Source organism: Flavobacterium rhamnosi (genome assembly GCF_048286515.1).
Taxonomy (GTDB): domain Bacteria; phylum Bacteroidota; class Bacteroidia; order Flavobacteriales; family Flavobacteriaceae; genus Flavobacterium.
This window is the reverse complement of sequence record NZ_JBLVPS010000016.1, coordinates 62,451-84,441: the sequence shown is the minus strand read 5'-3', so window position 1 is coordinate 84,441 and position 21,991 is coordinate 62,451. Positions and strand designations below refer to the sequence as shown.

General features: G+C 34.9%; 15 protein-coding genes. 8 read left to right on the top strand and 7 right to left on the bottom strand.

From position 1 onward, the window contains the following. Window positions 1–229 precede the first annotated feature (229 nt). The gene (locus ACNQGN_RS13265; RefSeq protein ID WP_417988314.1) at window positions 230–3,682 is read right to left on the bottom strand and encodes a methylmalonyl-CoA mutase family protein; all 3,453 of its coding nucleotides are present in this window, start codon (window positions 3,680–3,682) and stop codon (window positions 230–232) included. Window positions 3,683–3,999: 317 nt separating this feature from the next. Between ACNQGN_RS13265 and ACNQGN_RS13260 the strand changes: the two genes are divergently transcribed. Together ACNQGN_RS13260 and purU are read left to right on the top strand one after the other, a co-directional pair. Further along, window positions 4,000–4,707: a DUF4197 domain-containing protein gene (locus ACNQGN_RS13260; RefSeq protein ID WP_417988313.1), complete on the top strand. Its 708-nt coding sequence runs from the start codon at window positions 4,000–4,002 to the stop codon at window positions 4,705–4,707. A 229-nt stretch (window positions 4,708–4,936) separates the two neighbouring features. Then, window positions 4,937–5,791 (top strand): formyltetrahydrofolate deformylase, encoded by an 855-nt coding sequence (gene purU / locus ACNQGN_RS13255; RefSeq protein WP_417988312.1) that lies wholly within the window; start codon window positions 4,937–4,939, stop codon window positions 5,789–5,791. 132 nt (window positions 5,792–5,923) lie between these two features. Here purU and ACNQGN_RS13250 read toward each other — a convergent pair whose 3' ends face one another. The 3 genes from ACNQGN_RS13250 to ACNQGN_RS13240 form a co-directional block, all read right to left on the bottom strand. Beyond that, a complete protein-coding gene (locus ACNQGN_RS13250) occupies window positions 5,924–6,580 on the bottom strand; it encodes a VOC family protein (protein WP_417988311.1) in 657 nt (218 codons plus the stop codon). A gap of 21 nt (window positions 6,581–6,601) precedes the next feature. Next, window positions 6,602–8,086, bottom strand: coding sequence for a catalase (locus ACNQGN_RS13245; protein WP_417988310.1), 1,485 nt, complete (start codon window positions 8,084–8,086; stop codon window positions 6,602–6,604). 347 nt (window positions 8,087–8,433) lie between these two features. Then, window positions 8,434–9,219: an alpha/beta fold hydrolase gene (locus ACNQGN_RS13240; protein WP_417988309.1), complete on the bottom strand. Its 786-nt coding sequence runs from the start codon at window positions 9,217–9,219 to the stop codon at window positions 8,434–8,436. Window positions 9,220–9,325: 106 nt separating this feature from the next. On the opposite strand from ACNQGN_RS13240, the gene ACNQGN_RS13235 reads away from it, so the two are divergent. Further along, on the top strand, window positions 9,326–9,478 hold the full coding sequence (locus tag ACNQGN_RS13235) for a hypothetical protein (RefSeq protein ID WP_417988308.1): 153 nt from the start codon (window positions 9,326–9,328) through the stop codon (window positions 9,476–9,478). On the opposite strand, the gene ACNQGN_RS13230 is transcribed toward ACNQGN_RS13235, so the two are convergent. From ACNQGN_RS13230 to prfA, 3 genes are all read right to left on the bottom strand, one after another. Continuing rightward, window positions 9,473–10,267 carry an ABC transporter substrate-binding protein gene (locus ACNQGN_RS13230; protein WP_417988307.1) on the bottom strand — a complete coding sequence of 265 codons (795 nt, stop codon included), beginning with the start codon at window positions 10,265–10,267 and terminating at the stop codon, window positions 9,473–9,475. The two genes, ACNQGN_RS13235 and ACNQGN_RS13230, sit on opposite strands and share 6 nt — an antisense overlap. A 29-nt stretch (window positions 10,268–10,296) precedes the next feature. Further along, complete coding sequence (pyrF, locus tag ACNQGN_RS13225; protein ID WP_417988306.1) at window positions 10,297–11,109, bottom strand: orotidine-5'-phosphate decarboxylase; 813 nt, start codon at window positions 11,107–11,109, stop codon at window positions 10,297–10,299. Window positions 11,110–11,274: 165 nt separating this feature from the next. Then, window positions 11,275–12,351 carry a peptide chain release factor 1 gene (gene prfA / locus ACNQGN_RS13220; protein ID WP_417988305.1) on the bottom strand — a complete coding sequence of 359 codons (1,077 nt, stop codon included), beginning with the start codon at window positions 12,349–12,351 and terminating at the stop codon, window positions 11,275–11,277. Window positions 12,352–12,853: 502 nt separating this feature from the next. Between prfA and ACNQGN_RS13215 the strand changes: the two genes are divergently transcribed. From ACNQGN_RS13215 to ACNQGN_RS13195, 5 genes are all read left to right on the top strand, one after another. Continuing rightward, the gene (locus tag ACNQGN_RS13215) at window positions 12,854–15,145 is read left to right on the top strand and encodes a type IA DNA topoisomerase (protein ID WP_417988304.1); all 2,292 of its coding nucleotides are present in this window, start codon (window positions 12,854–12,856) and stop codon (window positions 15,143–15,145) included. Between the two features lie 156 nt (window positions 15,146–15,301). Beyond that, window positions 15,302–15,781, top strand: a complete 480-nt coding sequence (locus ACNQGN_RS13210) for a DUF6265 family protein (protein WP_417988303.1) — start codon at window positions 15,302–15,304, stop codon at window positions 15,779–15,781. Between the two features lie 199 nt (window positions 15,782–15,980). Next, window positions 15,981–18,353 carry a TonB-dependent siderophore receptor gene (locus ACNQGN_RS13205; RefSeq protein WP_417988302.1) on the top strand — a complete coding sequence of 791 codons (2,373 nt, stop codon included), beginning with the start codon at window positions 15,981–15,983 and terminating at the stop codon, window positions 18,351–18,353. A 60-nt stretch (window positions 18,354–18,413) separates the two neighbouring features. Beyond that, window positions 18,414–19,550 carry a PepSY-associated TM helix domain-containing protein gene (locus ACNQGN_RS13200; RefSeq protein ID WP_417988301.1) on the top strand — a complete coding sequence of 379 codons (1,137 nt, stop codon included), beginning with the start codon at window positions 18,414–18,416 and terminating at the stop codon, window positions 19,548–19,550. A 185-nt stretch (window positions 19,551–19,735) separates the two neighbouring features. Further along, window positions 19,736–21,943: a TonB-dependent siderophore receptor gene (locus ACNQGN_RS13195; protein ID WP_417988300.1), complete on the top strand. Its 2,208-nt coding sequence runs from the start codon at window positions 19,736–19,738 to the stop codon at window positions 21,941–21,943. Window positions 21,944–21,991 lie beyond the last annotated feature (48 nt).

Here is a 21,991-nt window from a genome sequence, read left to right as displayed (position 1 = left end):
TTACTTTGAAGTAAGAATCTTATTGTGGCCTTTATTTTGGTTATTTGAATAATTTACCTATTCCAGTGGACTGGAATACCCGTAATTTAACGATAAACAAAAATTTATTCTAGTCAACCAGTAGGTTAACCAACTGCAAAAAAGAATAAAAACAGATAAACACGAATCACCTACTAACCCAGTAAAATCAAGGTTTTGTTGTTTTTCATGTTCATCTGTTTTCGTGTTTTTACATATTTCTTCTATATTGACCGCCAACTTCAAATAAAGCTGAAGTAATTTGTCCTAGAGAGCAAACCTTAGTAGCTTCCATTAAGTGTTCAAATAAATTTTCGTTTTTAATGGCAGCCTCCTGAAGCGTATTTAGATGTTCATTTACTAAATCCTGATTGGACTGATGCAAATGGTGCAACATATCAATTTGGTATTGCTTTTCTTCTTCGGTGGCACGTATTACTTCGGCTGGAATTACCGTTGGAGAACCCTTGGAACTTAAAAAGGTATTTACTCCAATGATTGGAAATTCACCGGTATGTTTCAAGGTTTCATAATATAAACTTTCTTCCTGTATTTTACTTCTTTGGTACATCGTTTCCATTGCACCAAGAACACCACCACGCTCTGTAATCCTGTCAAACTCCTGAAGAACGGCAGCTTCAACTAAATCTGTTAATTCTTCAATAATAAAGGCCCCTTGAATTGGATTTTCGTTTTTGGCTAATCCTAATTCTTTATTGATAATCAACTGAATCGCCATCGCACGACGTACTGATTCCTCCGTAGGTGTTGTAATTGCCTCATCATACGCATTGGTGTGTAATGAATTACAATTATCATATATCGCATACAATGCCTGCAAAGTCGTACGAATATCATTAAAATCAATTTCCTGCGCGTGTAATGAACGCCCGGAAGTCTGAATGTGGTATTTCAACATTTGTGCACGTTCGTTTGCTCCGTATTTGTTTTTCATGGCTTTCGCCCAAATTTTACGTGCTACACGACCAATAACAGCATATTCCGGATCAACTCCATTCGAAAAGAAGAACGATAAATTAGGTCCAAAATCGTTGATATTCATCCCACGACTCAAATAATATTCCACATAAGTAAAACCATTAGAAAGCGTGAAAGCCAATTGCGTAATTGGATTTGCTCCTGCTTCAGCAATATGATACCCCGAAATAGAAACCGAATAAAAGTTTCTAACGTTTTTAGTGATAAAATATTCCTGAACATCACCCATTAATCGCAGCGCAAATTCAGTAGAAAAAATACAGGTGTTTTGTGCTTGATCTTCTTTAAGAATATCCGCTTGAACGGTTCCACGTACTTGAGACAAAGTTCTTACTTTGATTTCATTATAAATATCCGCAGGTAAAACCTGATCTCCGCTTACACCCATAAGCATAAGCCCTAATCCATTATTTCCTTCCGGTAAATCACCTTGATAATGGGGTCTCTCTACCCCTTTTTTCTTATAGATCTCGTTAATTTTTTCTTCTACCTCAACATCAAGACCATTTTCTTTAATATACAATTCACATTGCTGATCTATCGCTGCGTTCATAAAAAATCCTAACAACATTGGAGCTGGTCCATTAATAGTCATGCTCACTGAAGTCATCGCATGAACTAAATCAAAACCAGAATACAATTTTTTAGCATCATCCAAACAACAAATAGAAACTCCGGCGTTACCTATTTTTCCATAAATATCAGGACGAACATGAGGATCATTCCCGTATAAAGTTACACTGTCAAAAGCCGTCGACAATCGTTTTGCCGGTAATCCTGCACTTACATAATGAAAACGTTTATTGGTTCTTTCCGGTCCTCCTTCTCCTGCAAACATTCTTGAAGGATCCTCGCCTTCCCTTTTGAAAGGATACAAACCAGCTGTGAACGGAAATTCTCCAGGAACATTTTCCTGCAAGCACCAACGTAGAATATCACCCCAAGCCTGATACTTTGGCAAAGCAATTTTCGGAATTTGAGAATGTGAAAGCGATTCCGTATGCGTAGCCATTTTTATTTCTCTATCGCGAACTTTAAATGTGTAAACCGGATTTTTATATCTGTTTATTTTTTCATCCCAAGTCAAAATAATTTCCCAATTGTAGGAATCTAAATCCATTTTTACTTTATCGAATTGATTCAGTAAAAGGTTTAAAAAGATTTTATTCTCAGCTGCACCAGGTTTTTCCGATTCTAAAGCGGTTGGTAAAACAGAATCCTCATTAATTCCTGACTTATTCAATTCAGGGATTTTTTGGGATACCGATTCAATCGTTTTGAAAATTCCATATAATTTCTGGGCAACTTGTTCCTGACTAACCGCAGTAACATCATATTTTCTGTTGCTTTCTGCAATTTCAGATAAATAACGGGTTCTATGAGGCGGAATAACGAATATCTTTTCACTCATTTCGCGAGTGATTTGAAAAGTTGATTTCAAATCAGAATTCGTTTTTTCATGGATTTTATCCATAATCGCTTTGTAAAGCGTATTCATTCCCGGATCGTTGAACTGCGAAGCAATCGTCCCAAAAACAGGAAGTGCATCTAAATTCGCATCCCAAAGATTATTATTGCGTTGGTATTGTTTTTTCACGTCTCTCAATGCATCAAGAGAACCGCGTTTATCAAATTTATTTATCGCTACCAAATCAGCAAAATCAAGCATATCAATTTTTTCCAATTGGGTTGCAGCACCAAACTCCGGTGTCATTACATAGAGAGAAACATCAGAATGGTCCATAATCTCCGTATCAGATTGACCAATCCCTGAAGTTTCAAGGATTATGATGTCATATTTTGCTGCTTTAATCACTTGAATCGCATCAGCAACATATTTTGACAATGCTAAATTCGATTGACGTGTTGCCAATGAGCGCATATAAACTCGGGGACTATTGATGGCATTCATTCGAATTCTGTCTCCAAGTAGTGCACCACCCGTTTTCCTTTTGGATGGGTCTACAGAGATTATTCCGATTGTTTTCTCTGGAAAATCGATTAAAAAACGACGTACCAATTCATCTACCAATGATGATTTTCCTGCTCCGCCCGTTCCTGTAATTCCAAGAACAGGAATAGTACAATTTTCATTTTTCTCTTGAATTCCCTTCAATACTTTTGCTGCAACATCAGGAAAATTTTCTGCCGATGAAATAAGACGGGCAATAGCCATTGGATTTTTCTCTTTCAAACGATTGATTTCATCATCAAGTTTATCTCCAATAGCATAATCCGCACGTTGCACTAAATCATTTATCATTCCTTGCAAACCCATTGCACGTCCATCATCAGGAGAATAAATCCTGGTGATTCCATATGCTTGCAGTTCGGCAATTTCTGTAGGTAGAATCACTCCGCCTCCACCGCCAAATATTTTAATTTTCCCCGCCCCTTTTTCTTGAAGCAAGTCATACATATATTTGAAATATTCATTATGCCCACCTTGATACGATGTTATTGCAATAGCATTGGCATCTTCTTGAATGGCTGTATTGACAACTTCTTCAACGCTTCTATCGTGACCTAAATGAATTACCTCAACACCTGTCGATTGAATAATTCTACGCATTATGTTGATGGCTGCATCGTGTCCGTCAAAAAGAGCTGCAGCGGTTACAATTCTTACTTTATTATTAGGAATATAGGGTTTTACTTGTTCCATTTTGTGAATATGATAATTTAAGAGTGCAATTTACGACTTTTTTTTAATAATTGTTTGATGTCTATCATAGTTGTTGATAAAAAAGCAACAGATTTTACCCTGCCTCTGAACGGAACGACATCCTTTTCCTGTCTCGTCTTGTTCCTAAAACAAGAAAAACAGTAAAAGACAAAAAGCATAGCGAAACCTCTGTTCCCAAAATTAATACTAAAGTTTGTACTCCTAAATTAAATCATGGCTTTATTTTTGAATAAGTAGTACTTTTGACACGAGCCGTCTGACGAACAGACGAAGTAAACTAATAAAAACAATTTACGATGAAAAAATTTTTAATTTTAATGGTGGCGGTCTCTTTTTCCAGTTGTGCCGAAATGCAACAGGTTCTAAATCAATTACCCCAAACTCAAGGAATCGGTGGTGTAGATATTTCGGGTGGATTGAAGGAAGCCCTAAATAATGGAATTTCTAAACAAGTTACAAAATTAACGGCTACCGATGGTTTTTACAGAAATGAAGCCGTAAAAATTTTATTACCGGAAGAATTAAGAAAAGTAGATACTGGTTTAAGAAGAATTGGGCTTAGTTCATTAGCTGATGAAGGTTTAAAAGTATTGAATCGTGCTGCCGAAGATGCTGTGAAGGAAGCGACTCCTATATTTGTTGATGCTGTAAGAAACATGACTTTTATGGATGCCAAATCAATTTTGATGGGCAATGAAAGTTCAGCGACTAACTATTTACAAAATAGCACCACGACTGCTTTATACGGAAAATTTAATCCGGTAATCAAAAATTCGTTTACGAAAGTAGGTGCTGATAAAGTTTGGACCAATATTATAACAAAATACAACAGCATTCCTTTAGTTAACAAAGTGAATCCTGATTTGACTGACTATGTAACCAATCAAGCACTGAATGGTGTTTTCAAGATGGTTGCCGTTGAAGAGAAAAACATCAGAACAAATTTAAGTTCCAGAACTTCTGTTTTATTGCAAAAAGTATTTGCAATGCAGGACAAAATCTAATCAGAACATTAAAGTAGGGTTTAAATAATAAATGGTTATCGCTTTTTAAACATAAACAACTAAATCAAACTTTTTTATAAAAAGAAATAAGATTAGTTTTGATAAAAAATTTGATAACCGTTCAGCCTTAGCTGTGATAAAATCGGCTTTTTTTCTTGTCATTTCTATTGCGATGGAATCTAAGAAAAAAATATAGCGTATCACAGGATTAGCTCCCAAATAAAATTATATGCAGAAAATTACCATACTTATACATTGTGAAGATCAGAAGGCGATTATAGCATCCGTTACTAACTATATTGCTTCGATTGAAGGAAATATTATTTATTTGGACCAGCATGTAGATGCGGATGAAAACGTATTTTTCATGCGTTTAGAGTGCGAACTAAGTGCCCAAAAATGGGATTTAGAAACTATCAAAAAGGATTTTAAAATCAATTTGGCAACTCCTTTTAATATGTCTTGGGAAATTTACCCTCAAGAACAGAAACCAAAAATGGCACTATTCATCTCAAAATATGATCATTGCCTTTACGATATTTTAGGGCGTTACAGTGCAGGAGAATTGCCTCTGGAAATCCCTGTAATTATAAGTAATCACGAAGATTTGAAGGCTGTTGCAGAACGGTTCGACATTCCGTTTCATTATGTTCCTTTCACTAAAGAAATTAAGGCGGAGGGAGAACAACAACAAATTGATTTATTAAAGCAATACGATATAGATTTTATTGTCTTGGCACGTTATATGCAAATTATAACTCCAAATTTAATTGCGAAATACAAAAATAACATAATCAATATTCATCATTCCTTTTTACCTGCTTTTCCCGGGGCAAAACCATATCATTCTGCCTTTAAACGAGGAGTTAAAATTATTGGTGCGACGAGTCATTATGTAACAGAAGGATTAGATGAAGGTCCGATTATTGAACAAGATATTGCTAGAGTTTCTCATAGCCATTCTATCGAAGACTTTATCATGAAAGGACGTGACTTGGAGCGCATGGTTTTAGCAAGAGCCATTAAACTGCATGCGGAACGAAAAACGATGGTTTATAACAATAAAACAGTGGTGTTTTCTTAAAACCTCCTGAAATAGTAGGCTCCAAAGATGAAAGAGGCTAAAACTCAGTACAATTAAAATGTCACAAAAAATGCTCCCATTGAAATACCCCCAAATAGTTAAGCACTATCTGGGGGTGTTTTTTTTATCTTTTTAACTTAAAACTTCAATTTCATTAATTTTTCCACCAGTATCAAAAAAGACTTTCGTCCAAAATGATTTTGCTTTTTTATCCGTTGGATACCAATCTCTATTTTCTTCAACAAGAATAAAAAGTCCTGTATCTGTTCCCAAAACAATAAACTTATTTAGTTTAGGTTGTTTTGAGAATATCGAAAGGCCATATTTTTCGCAGATTTCATCACTCAGCTCTGAAACATTTTTGGCAACAAAACCTATCTCGCTTACCGATAGAACTGATGCACCATCAAATGGTTTCTCCGAGGCATTATCTAAATCATAACGGGCAATAAATTCCAAAACATTTCCATTATTGTCATAAAAATAAAAGGACTTTGCATTCCAGTTATAAAAATCAGCAATTTTATCCGGAGGAATTACCTCTAAAATTTTAGTTTCCTTTTCTATCCAATTAAAGGCTTCCGCCAACTTATTTTTTGGTATATCAAAAGCAAAATGATATACCGGCTTTAAATTCCAGGAAGCTCTGAACGTCAGTTTCGTGGAACCCGCAGCAAATGAAATACTCGAATTGTTTTTTGAAATAGTTTTTAATCCTATGCTATTATTATAAAACGTTTCCGTTTCATTGATATTATCAGTTAACAATTCAAGTTCGAGAATATTCATCTTATTACAGTTAAAACCATTTTATCTTTCAATCAAATTAACATCTACGCCCAATCCTAAAGCAACTCCAGTCCCTATTCGACCATCCGCTCTATACCAATGACTTAACTGACGGTTAACTATTTCTTCTTTTTTAGGTCCTTCAATACCAGACATGTGAGCAATGATATTATTAATCGTATTTAGTTGTTGCTCAACAGTCATAATTTTAAATAAATTACCCGGTTGCGTATAATGATCATTTTCTCCTTCACAATTTCTATCGTACCAGTCTGCAAAAGTACTTTGCATTTCCAAAGGTGGTTCTTTATATGTTTGATCTATTACCATAGCATCGAAACTATTTGGAAAATAATTCGGATTGCTTCCTCCATTACCATCTACTCGCATTTGTCCGTCTCGTTGGTAATTGTTCGTATCAAATGGGCATCGATTTACTGGGATTTGCTCATAATTTGTTCCCAATCGATAGCGCTGTGCATCAGGATATGATAATAACCTTCCTTGCAACATTTTATCAGGAGAATACCCACTTCCATCTACAATATGTGCTGGTGCAAATGCTACCTGCTCAATATCCTGAAAATAATTGTGCGGATTTTGATTCAATTCTAAAACGCCAACATCAATCAACGGAAAATCGCCATGGGGCCAAACTTTAGTTAGATCAAATGGATTTAAATAATAGTCTTGGGAATTTGCCTGCTCTTCCGTCATAACCTGAATTTGTAAATTCCATTGCGGAAAATTTCCCTTATCGATATTTTCAAACAAATCACGTTGTGAAAAATCCATATCACGAGACTTCATTTCTGCTGCTTCCTGATTTGTAAAATTTTTAATACCCTGCGCTGTTTTAAAATGGAATTTAACATAAGTTCGCTCATTAGCACTATTGATCATCGAATACGTATGGCTTCCATAGCCGTTCATATGGCGATAACCAAAAGGTGTCCCTCTATCTGACATAAGTATTAATACCTGATGTAAACTTTCCGGATTCAGCGACCAGAAATCCCACATCATGGTTGGTGATTTCATATTGGTATAGGGATCTCGTTTTTGGGTATGTATAAAATCACCAAATTTTTTGGGGTCTTTAACAAAGAAAACGGGTGTGTTATTACCCACTAAATCCCAATTTCCGTCTTCGGTGTAAAATTTCATGGCAAAGCCTCGCGGATCTCTTTCTGTATCAGCCGAACCTCTTTCACCTCCTACCGTTGAAAACCGAAACACTACTTTAGTTTCTTTTCCAATTTCAGAAAATAGTTTCGCTTTTGTATATTTAGTAATGTCGTGTGTTACGGTAAACGTTCCAAATGCTCCAGAACCTTTTGCATGCACTACCCTTTCCGGAATTCGCTCTCTATTAAAATGAGCCATTTTCTCGTGAAGAATATAATCCTGTAATAATAAAGGCCCTCTTGAACCTATAGATTGAGAATTTTCGTTTTCTACAAATGGTCTTCCAGACGCTGTTGTAAGTTTTTCATGTGATTTCATATTAATAAAATTTAATAGTTTTCATCAAAGAATAACAAGCTAAAAAACACAAACAAAATTGATGATTACTATCAAAAAAAGTCTGCTGCTTTTTTCAACAAAACAAAAAATAAAAATTTGAAAAGGTAACAATCGGTTAAATATAAAGTAAATTCTGGACCAGAGTCGCTTACCGACAATTAAAGAATAAAGTTAAAAAACTTAACTTATATACAACAAAGTAATAACAAAATCTTAACAGCAAAACGCTCGCTTATATATGATCTTTGCAGAGTAATAAACTGGTTATTTATTATTTTGGTTTTGGTTAGTTAAAGAATTGCCTGCATTTTTAATGCAGGCATTTTTTATTTAGCAGTATTTATAAAAGAAAGAACTGCATCATTGAATGCATTAGGCTGCTCCACATTTACAACATGTCCGCATTTTTCTATTACAAATAATTTAGAAGATCTGTAATGATTTTCAACTACTTTTCGAACTGAAGGTAAAAACATATAATCCTCTTCACCCATAACATAAAGGGTTGGAATATTCAATTCAACCTGACGAAACCATTTGAGAACTGGATTTATTTCGGCAGTTAGTTTAAACCATTTTATGAACTCTTTTTGGTATAGTTTTTTAGCCTCATTAATAAAAAGCACACGAGATTGCTTATGGCTTTTTTTAGGCATAATGACAAATGCAAAAAATTTATACAGGACCAAATAAGGCAATACATATTTAAACATATTTCCTAATCGCATTAATACTTGAGAACGGAAATTCATTTTTAGTATTGCACCACCAAGAATCATGCTTTGCACACGTTCCGGATACATTTCTGCCAATTGTCTGATCAAAATAGTACCTAATGAAATACCAACAAAATGTGATTTTTTTATTTTAAGAAAGTCTAAAACTTCAAGAATATCATTGGCTAAAGCCGAAAACGTATATTTTTGTTTGAAGGCCGTTTTCAAAGTAGGTTTTGATTCCCCATGCCCACGCAAATCCAGTAACAATATATTATATTGTTTTTTAAAATCACGTATTTGCTTGAACCAGATAGACGAACTTCCGCCAGCACCATGCACAAAGGTCACCCATTGATTGCTGTTTTTATTTTCGTAAATGGTATAATTAATCACTTCTTTTTTTTGTAAAAATATGACTTTAATTTTAAATCTCAATCTTAACATATAATAATGCTAATTTAACAATTGTAAAACGTAAATTTGCAAAAAATTTACACCGATGACTGGATTATTGAAAGAGAAAAGTGAAATAGAAAAGCTTAAAAGAGAATACCAAATATTCTCAGAACTAAATTTCAACATTGAAAATGACACCTCTGAATCAACTTCTATAACTAAAGAAGAATTAGTGCTGGAGGAATGTGAGCTATAATTTTTGATGTATTTTTTTAAAATATTCAAAAGCTTTTAGTAATCGGCTTCCGTACCAGGAAAACATTTCACCATCAACAAAAATAGTTTTTGCATGATGGGTAAAACGTCCTATTTCAAAAGCATCCTCTTCCTTGAAAGGAAAAGGCTCTGAAGAAAGAAAAACCAAATCCGGATCGCCTTCTAAACGCATTTTTTTAAGTTCAATTTCCGGATAACGCCCTTTGTCCTGATATATATTCTCAAAATGATTTAGTTTCAGTAATTCATTAATAAAATTATCGGAACCAGCTACCATAAAAGGATCTTTCCAAATGAAATAAGCAACTTTTTTGAGCGGTTTATCTTTGATGAAATTTTTAAAATCCCTTAGCGCAAAATCCAATTTATCGTTCCATTTCTGTGCTTCGGTTCTGCAATTGAAAAGCTGACCAAAATCGGTAATCATTTTAAAATTATCTTCAATTGTAATGATATTCGTCACCCAAACTGGGCAGATTTTACGCAATTCATCAACAATTTCTCGTGTATTTTCCTCTTTATTACAGATGATAATATCCGGTTGTAACAATTTGATTTTCTCAAAATGCACTTTTTTGGTTCCACCAACAATTTTCTTTGTTGATTTAAAATGATATGGATGCACGCAGAATTTAGTAATGCCAATAATTCTGTCTTCCAAACCTAAATCATATAATAATTCCGTTTGTGATGGAACAAGTGAAATAATGCGCTTGGGAGAAGTTTCAAAAGAATGGAAAGTTCCAAGTTGATCCGTTAGAATTTTCATGTTATATGCTTAACTATTTTAAACAATCATTAACTTAGAATTGCTTCCATCTCCTGTTGCATTTTCAAAGCTTCGGCTCTTGCTTTTTCAACAAAATCAGTTCCATTTGACGCATAAATAATGGCTCTCGAAGAATTAATCAGTAATCCTACATTAGCATTCATACCGTATTTACAAACTTCGGACAGGCTTCCTCCTTGTGCTCCGACTCCGGGAACCAGCAAGAAACTGTCAGGAACGATTTTACGAATTTCAGTAAAATATTCTGCCTTTGTGGCGCCTACAACATACATTAGATTTTCGCTGTTTTTCCAACTCTTAGACGTTTCTAATACTTGTTTGTACAATTCTTTGCCGTCTGTGTTTAAAGTCTGGAAATCGAAGGCTCCTTCATTTGAAGTCAAAGCCAGCATAATGGTATGCTTATTTTCGAAAGCCAGAAAAGGTTCCACTGAATCTTTGCCCATATAGGGAGCAACAGTAACACTGTCAAAATTTAAATCTTCAAAAAAAGCTTTGGCATACATTGAAGAAGTATTTCCAATATCGCCTCGTTTTGCATCAGCAATTGTGAAAATTTCAGGATACTTCTCGTTGATGTAATTGATTGTTTTCTGCAACGACATCCACCCTTTTATTCCGTATGCTTCATAAAAAGCAGTATTTGGTTTGTAAGCTACCGCTAAATCATATGTCGCATCAATTATAGCTTTATTGAATTCGAAAATAGGATCTTCCAGTTCTAATAAATGCTGTGGAATTTTATTCAAATCAACATCCAGTCCTACAGCTAGGAACGATTTCTTGATTCTGATTTGGTCTATAAGTTGTTGTGTAGTCATTGTTGTGTATTTAACCGTAAAGTTTACAAAGTTTTTCGCAAAGTTTACAACGATTTAATCTGTTTATTGTATTTCAAAGTCGAAAACAGTAAAAAACTATTAAAAAAAATACCATGCTAAATAATTTAGTATGGTATTTTCTCTTTATTCTTGCACCTATTTTCTTTAAAAAACTTCGCTTGCTTCTTTCAATTTTTCCATGTTGTTGACTAACGCTAGCTCATCAACAATTTTCTGAATGTCACCATTCATGATATTTCCTAAATCATACAAAGTCAAACCAACACGGTGATCTGTTACACGACCCTGTGCATAATTATAGGTACGGATTTTTGCCGAACGGTCACCAGAACTTACTTGAGACGTACGTTTTGTAGCATCCTCAGCTTGTTTTTTAGCCAATTCCTGTTCGTATAAACGGGAACGCAAAACTCCAAATGCCTTGTCTTTATTTTTATGTTGTGATTTTTGATCCTGACATTGCGCCACTAATCCTGTTGGAATGTGTGTCAAACGAACTGCTGATTTGGTTGTATTTACAGATTGTCCACCTGGTCCTGAAGAACAGAAAAAATCGACACGCACATCGTTCATATCAATTTGAACATCAAACTCTTCTGCTTCCGGAAGCACCATGACAGTTGCTGCCGATGTGTGAACACGCCCTTGCGTTTCTGTTTGTGGCACACGTTGCACGCGATGAACACCTGCTTCAAATTTCAAAGTTCCGTAAACATCTTCACCGGTAACTTCAAAAATCACCTCTTTGAATCCACCAGAAGTTCCTTCATTCATATCCACAACCGAAGTTCTCCAACCTCTATTTTCACAATACTTTGTGTACATACGGAACAAATCTCCTGCAAAAATACTCGCTTCATCTCCACCCGTTCCGGCACGGATCTCCACCATCACATTTTTAGCATCTTCCGGATCTTTAGGAATCAACATAAATTTGATTTCTTCCTCTAATTCCGGTAACCTTTCTTTCGCTTCGTCAAGTTGCATTTTGGCCATTTCGGTCATATCTGCATCACTATTATCCGCTATTATTTCGTTTGCTTCTTCTATATTTGCCATCAAAAGCACGTACTCATCACGTTTTTCAGCCAAAGCTTTTAAACTTTTGTACTCTTGATTCAATTGCACATAACGCTTCTGATCAGAGATAACATCCGGCTGAATGATTAAATCCGAAATCTCATCGAAACGTTGTTTTACTATTTGAAGTCTATCTAACATTTTCTTATTCCTTTATTTGGAGTGCAAAAATACAAAAAAGTATTCAGTTTGCAATATTCCCTTTTTGCTATTTCCACAAACCCCAATGTAATCCAAAATTATTTTAAAAACCAAGTTATGAAGTCTATAGCCAAGTCTATAACTTTCCTGCGTAAAAACTTTAAACTTTAAACAATTTTTAGATGCTCTTCCTATCATCCCTTGCAAGATTCTTCGCTTCAAACCCTTTTAATAGACAGGAAAGAAAGCTTCCGTTGTTCGCTATGCCACTACTAGAAAAAACACCAGATTGCTCTACTATACGTTATCATTAGCGCAGTATTGCAAACGGAGGGATTGCTTAGTTCCCCGCTAATAGTATACTGCCATGATTGCATTAACTAAAGTTAACAACTCGTTCCTCGCAATTATTAACTCGATACCCGTTCATAACTCCTAAAGATTTCTATTTAATACCAACTTCTAAATTCCTAATTTGCGGCTTTAAAATCAGTAGGAAAAAATGAAAGTCTGTATTGCCGAGAAACCAAGTGTAGCACGCGAAATCGCATCCGTTTTAGGAGCCAATACCAAACACGATGGGTATTACGAGGGCAACGGTTACGCCGTAACCTACACCTTTGGGCATTTATGCACCTTAAAAGAACCGAACGATTACAAACCTCATTGGAAAAGCTGGGATTTGAATAACCTGCCCATGCTTCCCGAAAAATTTGAAACCAAAGTAGTAGAAAATTCAGGTATCCAAAAGCAATTTAAAATTATAAAAAGTTTATTTGACAAAGCCGATCTTGTCATAAACTGCGGGGATGCGGGGCAAGAAGGAGAACTCATTCAGCGCTGGGTAATGAATGAAGCCAATTATAAAGGAGAAGTAAAACGATTATGGATTTCATCCTTAACCACCGAAGCCATCAAAGAGGGTTTTGAAAACTTAAAACCATCCAGTAACTACGATAATTTATACTACGCGGGATTTTCCAGAGCCATTGGCGACTGGTTATTAGGGATGAATGCTACCCGTTTGTACACCGTAAAACATGGCGGTTACAAACAAGTATTGTCAATTGGTCGGGTGCAAACTCCTACACTGGCTATGGTCGTTGACCGATTTAAAGAAATTGAGAATTTTAAACCGCAACCGTATTGGGAGTTGCAAACCTTATATAGAGAGACGCTTTTTAGTTATGAGGAAGGACGCTTTTTGAAAAAAGAAGACGGCGAAATTTTGGCAAATAAAGTCAAGGAAAGTGATTTTGAAATTGTTTCTATTGAAAAAAAGAATGGCAATGAATTTGCCCCTAAGCTATTTGATTTAACAGGCTTGCAAGTATATTGCAATACAAAGTTTGGATTTTCGGCAGACGAAACACTTAAAATTGTTCAAACCTTGTACGAACAAAAAGTAGTCACCTATCCTAGAGTCGATACCACTTTTTTACCAAACGATATCTATCCAAAAGTGCCCGGTATACTGCAAAAGTTAACCAACTACGCCGCGTTGGCGCAACCTCTTTTAGAAAAAAAGATTAAAAAATCGACTAAAGTTTTCAACGATAAAAAAGTAACGGATCACCATGCGATTATTCCAACGGGCATACAAACCAATTTGCAGTACAACCAGCAACTGGTGTATGATATTATTGTAAAACGATTTATTGCCGTTTTTTACGACGATTGTTTGGTAGCCAATACCACTGTAATTGGAAAAGCAGCCGATGTAGCCTTCAAAACCACAGGAAAAGAAATCTTAAAAAAAGGATGGCGCGTTGTTTTTGAAGACCCCAATGCAAAAGAAAAAGAAGCCGATATATTACCGCGTTTTGTTGTAGGCGAAAAAGGACCACATGAACCCTCATTTTTAGAAAAGGAAACCAAACCACCCAATCAATTTACGGAAGCAACTTTATTACGTGCCATGGAAACCGCAGGCAAACAGGTCGATGATGAAGATTTACGTGAATTGATGAAAGAAAATGGCATTGGACGTCCATCAACACGAGCCAATATTATTGAAACTCTTTTTAAACGCCAATACATTGTTCGAAATAAAAAACAGGTATTACCAACGCCAACGGGGATTCAGCTTATTGACACCATACAAAATGATTTAGTAAAGTCGGCCGAACTTACGGGTTCCTGGGAAAAGCAGTTGAAAGATATTGAAAAAGGAATGTTTACGGCCGGTGCGTTTATTAATAACATGAAACGTATGGTAGAAGCCTTGGTATATGAAGTACGAAGTGAAACCACTCGCGCCAATATTTCGCATACAGGAAGTATCCAAAAACAAGAAGCCACCGTGGAGAAAAAAAAAGCGGCAGGAATTTTGGCTGAAGCATGTCCGAAATGCAAAAAAGCTATGCTTGTAAAAGGAAAATCGGCTTATGGTTGCGGTGATTATAAAGCGGGTTGTAATTTTGTATTGCCCTTTACTTTTGCAGAAAAAAAAATATCAGAGAACCAATACTTGAGATTACTACAAAAAGGATCCACAGTAAATTTAAAAGAATTTAAAACCGATGCCGGAACAGTGGAAGGTTTGCTTCGCTTTGATGAAAATTTCAAACTTAAATTAGAACCTAAGAAAATAGCTGCGAAAGCAACATCGGATCTCTTAGCCTGTCCAAAATGTAAAAAAGGAACGGTTATTAAGGGAAACACTGCTTATGGTTGCAGCAATTATAAATTGGGCTGCGATTTTAAAGTTACATTTGATGTGGTTAGAGTTAAGTTAAAAGACCAAAAACCTACCAAAGAATTGGTTCATACTATTTTGAAAGAAAGTATCTAAGACTATTCATCGCAATTTTTAAATTTTAAAACTAAATAAAATTGATATTTCATTACTCGATAACAATCGCTTCTGGATATTCCAAAACTAAAAAGGCACACTATTCTATTTTTTTATACTTTAGCTTATTCAAAATAACATCAAATATTTACACATATGTTTCAAAAAACGATTCTTTTACTGCTTCTGTTAGCAATTGTTTCTTGTAAAAAATCAGATTCAAATAAAAACGAAAAAATCAAAGCGACAAATTGGTTATTGGGAAACTGGGAAAACAATTCGGCTGATGGAAATCTTTCCGAAACTTGGAAAAAAGTAAATGACAGTACTTTTCAGGCACAGTCTTACTTTATAAAAGAAAAAGATACCCTACACTTTGAATCTATAACATTGCAGCAAAAAGGAGAAGAACTGACTTATACCGCAACTGTACAAGGACAAAATAATGACAAACCAGTTTCTTTTAAATTGACAGCTTCAACCGAGAAACAACTGGTTTTTGAAAATCCAAAACACGATTACCCTCAAAAAATCACTTACACTCAAATTACTCCTGACAGTTTGGTTGCTAAAATTTCGGGAATCCAACAAGGAAAACCAAGTTCAGAACAATTTTCGATGAAAAAAACGAAGTAGAAATTCAATATTCCATACTCAAATCAAAACCTTGCTTCAAAAAAGCAAGGTTTTTTTTATACCTAAAATAATACAAATCAACTTGTTAAAATATTACTTTTAATTAGTCTAAATAATTCTTGTTAAATAAAAATTAAATTTTATTTTTGTCTTATTCTTATTTATTCTAAATAAGCTTTAATTAATTTAATTTCTAATCATGAAATATTTAAAACATCGAATACTTCAATTTATTTTCATCACATGTCTATTGCTACTTTCTACTACCACTGCTTTGGCCCAAAACAACGGCAGCTTAAAAGGCACCATTTTGACTAGCGACAACAAACCTGCCGAAGGGGTTTCAGTTTCTATAAAAGGTGCAAACAAAAATACTATTGCGGATAACAACGGTGCTTTTGTGCTAAAAAACATATCCGAAGGAGTTCATGTCCTAAAAGTTACTTTAGTTGGGTATAATGACCTGGAACAAGAAGTAAAAATTACTACAGGAGAAGTTACTGCCGTAGCATTACAACTTACCTTATCAAACAATGAGTTGAATCAAGTGGTAGTTTTGAGTAACAAAAGCGCTTTCAAAACGAATCGTGTTTCTTCTTCGCTTCGTTTGCAATCTCCCATTATTGAGATTCCTCAAAACATACAAGTTATAACAGGGAAACTGATAAACGATCAACAAATTTTTGATATGCTTGAAGGTGTCACCCGCAATGTGAGTGGCGCTACAAGAGTGGAACATTGGGATAATTATGCCAATATTACGATGAGAGGCAGTCAAGTAGCCGCCTTTAGAAACGGAATGAATATAAGTTCTACTTGGGGGCCGCTTACGGAGGATATGAGTATGGTTGAACGTATCGAATTTGTCAAAGGTCCTGCCGGATTTATGCTCGCAAACGGTAACCCAAGCGGTTTTTATAATGTTGTTACCAAAAAACCAAGCGGACGCACCAAAGGCGAAGCGAGTTTAACGCTCGGAAGTTTTGACAGGTATAGAGGTACATTGGATTTTGATGGAAAATTGACCAAAAACGGAAAATTATTGTATCGCATTAACGTAATGGGAGAAAAGAAACAAAGTTACCGGGATTTTGATTTTAATGATCGCTACACATTTGCTCCCGTTCTTAAATATTTGGCTACCGACAAAACAGCAATAACACTGGAATACACACAGCAATTTTCTAAAGTAAATGCCGTTGGCGCCAATTATCTTTTTTCGCACAGAGGATATGCTGACTTACCTAGAAGTTTCTCTACATCAGAAGGTAACTTAGATCCTACAAAAATGACAGAAAGAAATATTCTTGCCATTTTAGATCATAAAATAAGTGACAAATGGAAGTTTACTGCTCAAACATCTTATCTTAATTACCAACAAGAAGGAATGTCATTATGGCCAACTGGCTTTGACCCAACTAATGATGCCATACTTAAACGTGCTGGTGGAAATTGGGATATTTTAGGAAAAATATATGTTGGACAGGCTTTTGTAAATGGTGAAGCTAAAACAGGATCAGTTACCCACAAAATACTATCGGGATTGGATTTAAGTGATAAAACATTTTTTCATGACTGGTCACAATATTTTACTATGCCTGATTTAGACATTTACAATCCGGTACACGGAACACTAGCCGCTTCTCCTACTTTTGACAGAAGTAAAAGTCTAGAAGACAGGGGTGTGAAATACCAAAACAGTTACAAAGCGCTATACGTGCAAGACGAATTGGGTTTCTTGGATAACAAACTTAGATTAACATTGGCAGGAAGATATACCATACTTAAAGCTTATAATGTTTACTCTGGGGGAACCAAAAACGAAAAATTTACACCAAGAGTAGGTTTGAGTTATTCTATTGATAAAAACACAGCTGCCTATTTTGTAAATGATCAATCGTTTAATGAGAACTACGGTGCGAACTGGCAAGGCAAATCTTTTAAACCTGAAACTGGGGGAAACATAGAATTTGGTTTAAAAAGAGACTGGTTAAACGGAAAATGGAATTCAGTTGTTTCCGTTTATCAAATTACCAAAAACAATGTACTAACATTAGATCCTGAACATTCCTCTGGAACACAACAATTTAGTAGAGAAAGTGGACAACAAAAAACAAAAGGGTTTGAGGTAGACCTTAGAGGAGAAATTTTCAAGAATTTAGATATTATTGTTAACTACGCCTTTACGGAAGGAAAAACAACCAAAGACACTGATGCATCGCTTGTGGGAACTCAAGTAGCAGGAACTACAAGACATATCCAAAATGCCTGGTTGAATTATAAAATAGACAGAGGGACACTAAATGGAGTTGGTTTTTCACTGGGATACCAATACCAGGTAAAAAGAGCACCATGGTATATTTCGCCTGATAATAGCGGAATGCTTCCCGACTATTTCCGATTGGACGGAGGTGTCACTTACCAAAAAAACAAAATAGCAGTCAACCTTGTTGTCAATAATATCCTGAACAAATACTTGTATTCTGGAGGATATTATAGCTATAGCGATATGTATTACTGGCAAGCAGAGGCCGGCACCAACATGCGCTTGTCTGTAGCATATAAATTTTAGAGTTAGTTAGTTTTGTTTAACTAAACTCCTCATTTCGGTGGGGAGTTTTATCCATTTTTAATGAAAAATAATAATTTCAAAAAACTAATAGGAAAAATACACCTATGGCTTGGTTTATCATCGGGTATAATTGTTTTTATAATTGCCATAACGGGCTGTTTATATGCTTTTCAGGAAGAAATCCAAAATAGCACTGAAAAGTATCGTTTTGTAAAAGAACAGGACGATGCGTTTTTACCTCCTTCAAAATTAGCTGTAATTGCTAAAAAAGAACTTCCTGATAAACTGCTGCATGCTTTAAAATACAACGAAAAAAATGATGCTGCAGAAGCTGAATTTTATCATTATGAACCCACGTATTACTATACCGTCTTTATAAACCCTTATACAGGAAAAGTTTTGAAAACAGTAAACAATGAGGAAGGATTTTTTCCTTTTATACTAGACGGACATTTCAATTTATGGCTTCCCCATGAAATTGGTCAAGTGGTAGTTTCCGTTGCTACATTAATTTTTTTAGTCTTACTAGTTTCTGGATTGATTCTATGGTATCCCAAAAATAAAAATGCCGCAAAACAACGCTTTTGGTTCAAATGGAAAAAGACCACAAAGTGGAAAAGAAAAAATTATGACTTACATAATATCACCGGTTTTTACGTCCTAATAATTGGAATCATTTTCGCCATTACTGGTTTAGTATGGGGATTTCAATGGTTTGCTGACTCTTATTATAAAGTATCCGGTGGTGAAAAATCATTACTATATGAAGAGCCTCTTTCGAAAATAAACCAAAAAACAGCAACTGATACAATAGTAAAATTGGATAGAATTTGGCAACAAATGCAAAAAGAATACCCTCAAGCGGAATCAATTGAAATTCATCCACCCGAAACAGCTGCTTCTCCAATAGCTGCCAATGCCAATTCAGACAAAGGAACCTATTGGAAAATTGACTATCGGTATTTTGATCAATACAGCCTTAAAGAAATGAATGTCTCCCATTTATGGGGCAGACAAAAAGACGATAAGATTGCCGATAACCTTATTAAAATGAACTATGACATTCATACAGGAGCAATAGTAGGTTTACCAGGGAAAATATTTGCATTCCTGACTAGTTTACTTATTGCGAGTCTTCCAATATCCGGATTCTATGTTTGGTGGGGAAGAAACCGAAAATCAAACCCTAAAATTTAACATTTCATTTCCTATCTCAATTTTAAAAAATAAATAATAAAAAAAATAATTTTTAAAACACTGCTTCACAAGTAATTAATAAAATATTTAAATTATTATTCATATTTAATCTAAATAAATTTTGTTAAATAGAAATCAGATTCTATATTTGCATCGTTATTTTTAATTATTCCAAATAAACAATTATGAGAAGTATTTTAATATCCGCTTTCACCTTATTAGCTAGTATGAGCGGCTTTGCGCAAGAAACTGCAAGTACAGCAGAAAACACGAATACGATTGAAGTATTCAATACTGATTCAGATACTATAAAGAATAAAAAAGGAGGAACTCTTAAGGAAATAATTGTAACTCAAAATCAACATAAAAAACCAGTATCAGCAGTGCGATCAGGTTTAAAACCTATGGATATTCCTCAAAGCATACAAATAATAGGAGCCGAAGTTATTGAACAACAACAAGCGATTAGACTAAGCGATGTTATCAAAAATATAAATGGCGTTTACGTGGGTTCAGCACGTGGTGGAGCACAAGAATCTTTTTTCTCGAGAGGATATGACATGTCTGCAAATAATATGTTTAAAAATGGTTTTCGTTTTAACAGTGGTTCTATCCCAGAAGTTTCTTCTTTAGAAAAAGTAGAAGTACTAAAAGGAAGTGCTGCTTTATTATACGGAAATGTTGCTCCGGGAGGAATATTGAACATGGTAACCAAATCACCTTCTTTCCAAAAAGGAGGAGAAATATCAATGCAAATGGGAAGTTATTCTTTTTACAAACCATCTATTGATATCTATGGTCCATTAAACAATATTATTGCCTACCGATTTACAGGATCTTATGAAAACTCTGAAAGTTTCAGAGACAATGTAACCAAAGAACGTTATTATATTAATCCATCGGTTCTTTTTAAAGCTAGTGATAAAACAGAAATTCTATTACAAGGGGATTATTTAAAAGATGATTGGACTCCAGATTTTGGAACTGGAATCATTGGAAAAGAAATCGTTGATCTTCCTCGCAGTCTCTATTTAGGTGCTACCTGGTCAAATGGACAAACCAAACAAGCAACGGTTTCTGGATTAGTAAGCCATAATTTTAATAAAAACTGGAAACTGGATTTCAATTCTTCTTTTCAAAATTACAGCAGAACTTCAAAAGGAACCGAACGTGTTCAACCATCTCAAAATGGTGACTGGAGCAGACCTCTTGGACAAAACAAAAACCTAGAGCAAATCATTGGTGAGCAACTTAGTTTACAAGGAAGTTTTTCAACAGGAAAAATAAAACACCAATTATTTACAGGTGTTGATTTTGAAAACTCATTTGCACAAGCCTATACTTTTACCTTTAGCCCAACTACATATGGAAGTGGTAACATTTTTGATTTCGAAAATTTTGACCAAGGCGGAGCGATACCTAACGGAACTAATACCAGAATCGTAAAAACAGATACTAACCGTTTTGGAATCTATGCACAAGACTTAATTTCATTAACAGAAAAATTTAAGGTTTTGGCAGGATTGCGTTGGTCTTGGCAGGAAGCACAAGTTAACACGCATGACTTGATTAAAAATACAGTTGCAGAAGCAGGAAAACGTAAAGATCTTGCTTTCACTCCAAAATTAGGATTTGTATTTCAACCCACAAAAGATATGTCTTTATTTGCCAGCTACTCAAACTCTTTTACACCAAATTCAGGAACAACAGTTGATTTAAAAGCGATTGAGCCTTCTATTATTGATCAGTACGAAGTTGGAGTGAAAAAGGATTTTTGGAGCGGAATTTTAAGTACAAACATTACTGTATACCAAATTACAAATAGTAATTTAGCGCAAACCGCTGAATTTAAATCCGATGGTTCAAGCAATACGGATACTACTATAAAAGTCTTGAGCGGAGAAACAACCAGTAAAGGAGTAGAATTTGACATTATTGCAAAACCTATTGAAGGGTTTAATATTATCGCAGGATATAGTTATAACGACATGCGCTACACCAAAACCTCAGGTTTAAAAGGAAGCTTTATAGAAGGAGATCGTCTAGCAAGAACACCAGCAAATACAGCTAATTTAAGCTTTTTTTACACTTTGCCATCAGGAGCTTTAAAAGGAGTCTCTCTTGGGGCTCTGGGGAACTATATTGGAAAAAGAGTTGGTGGTTGGAATAATCAAATAGACGCATCTTTACCTAACGGAATTTTTGACAGAGAAATTCCACTTGAAGGATATACAACAATTGATTTGTCAGTAGGATATAATTGGAAACAATTTTCAATTCTATGTAAGTTATCCAATATTACTAATGAGTTGAATTATACGGTACATGAGAATTACAGTGTAAATCCAATTGCGCCACGCCAGTTAATGACGAGTTTAAAATATAAATTCTAATTAAACCTTTTATTTAAAATTGAGTCTTATTATTTTTTAATAAACTAT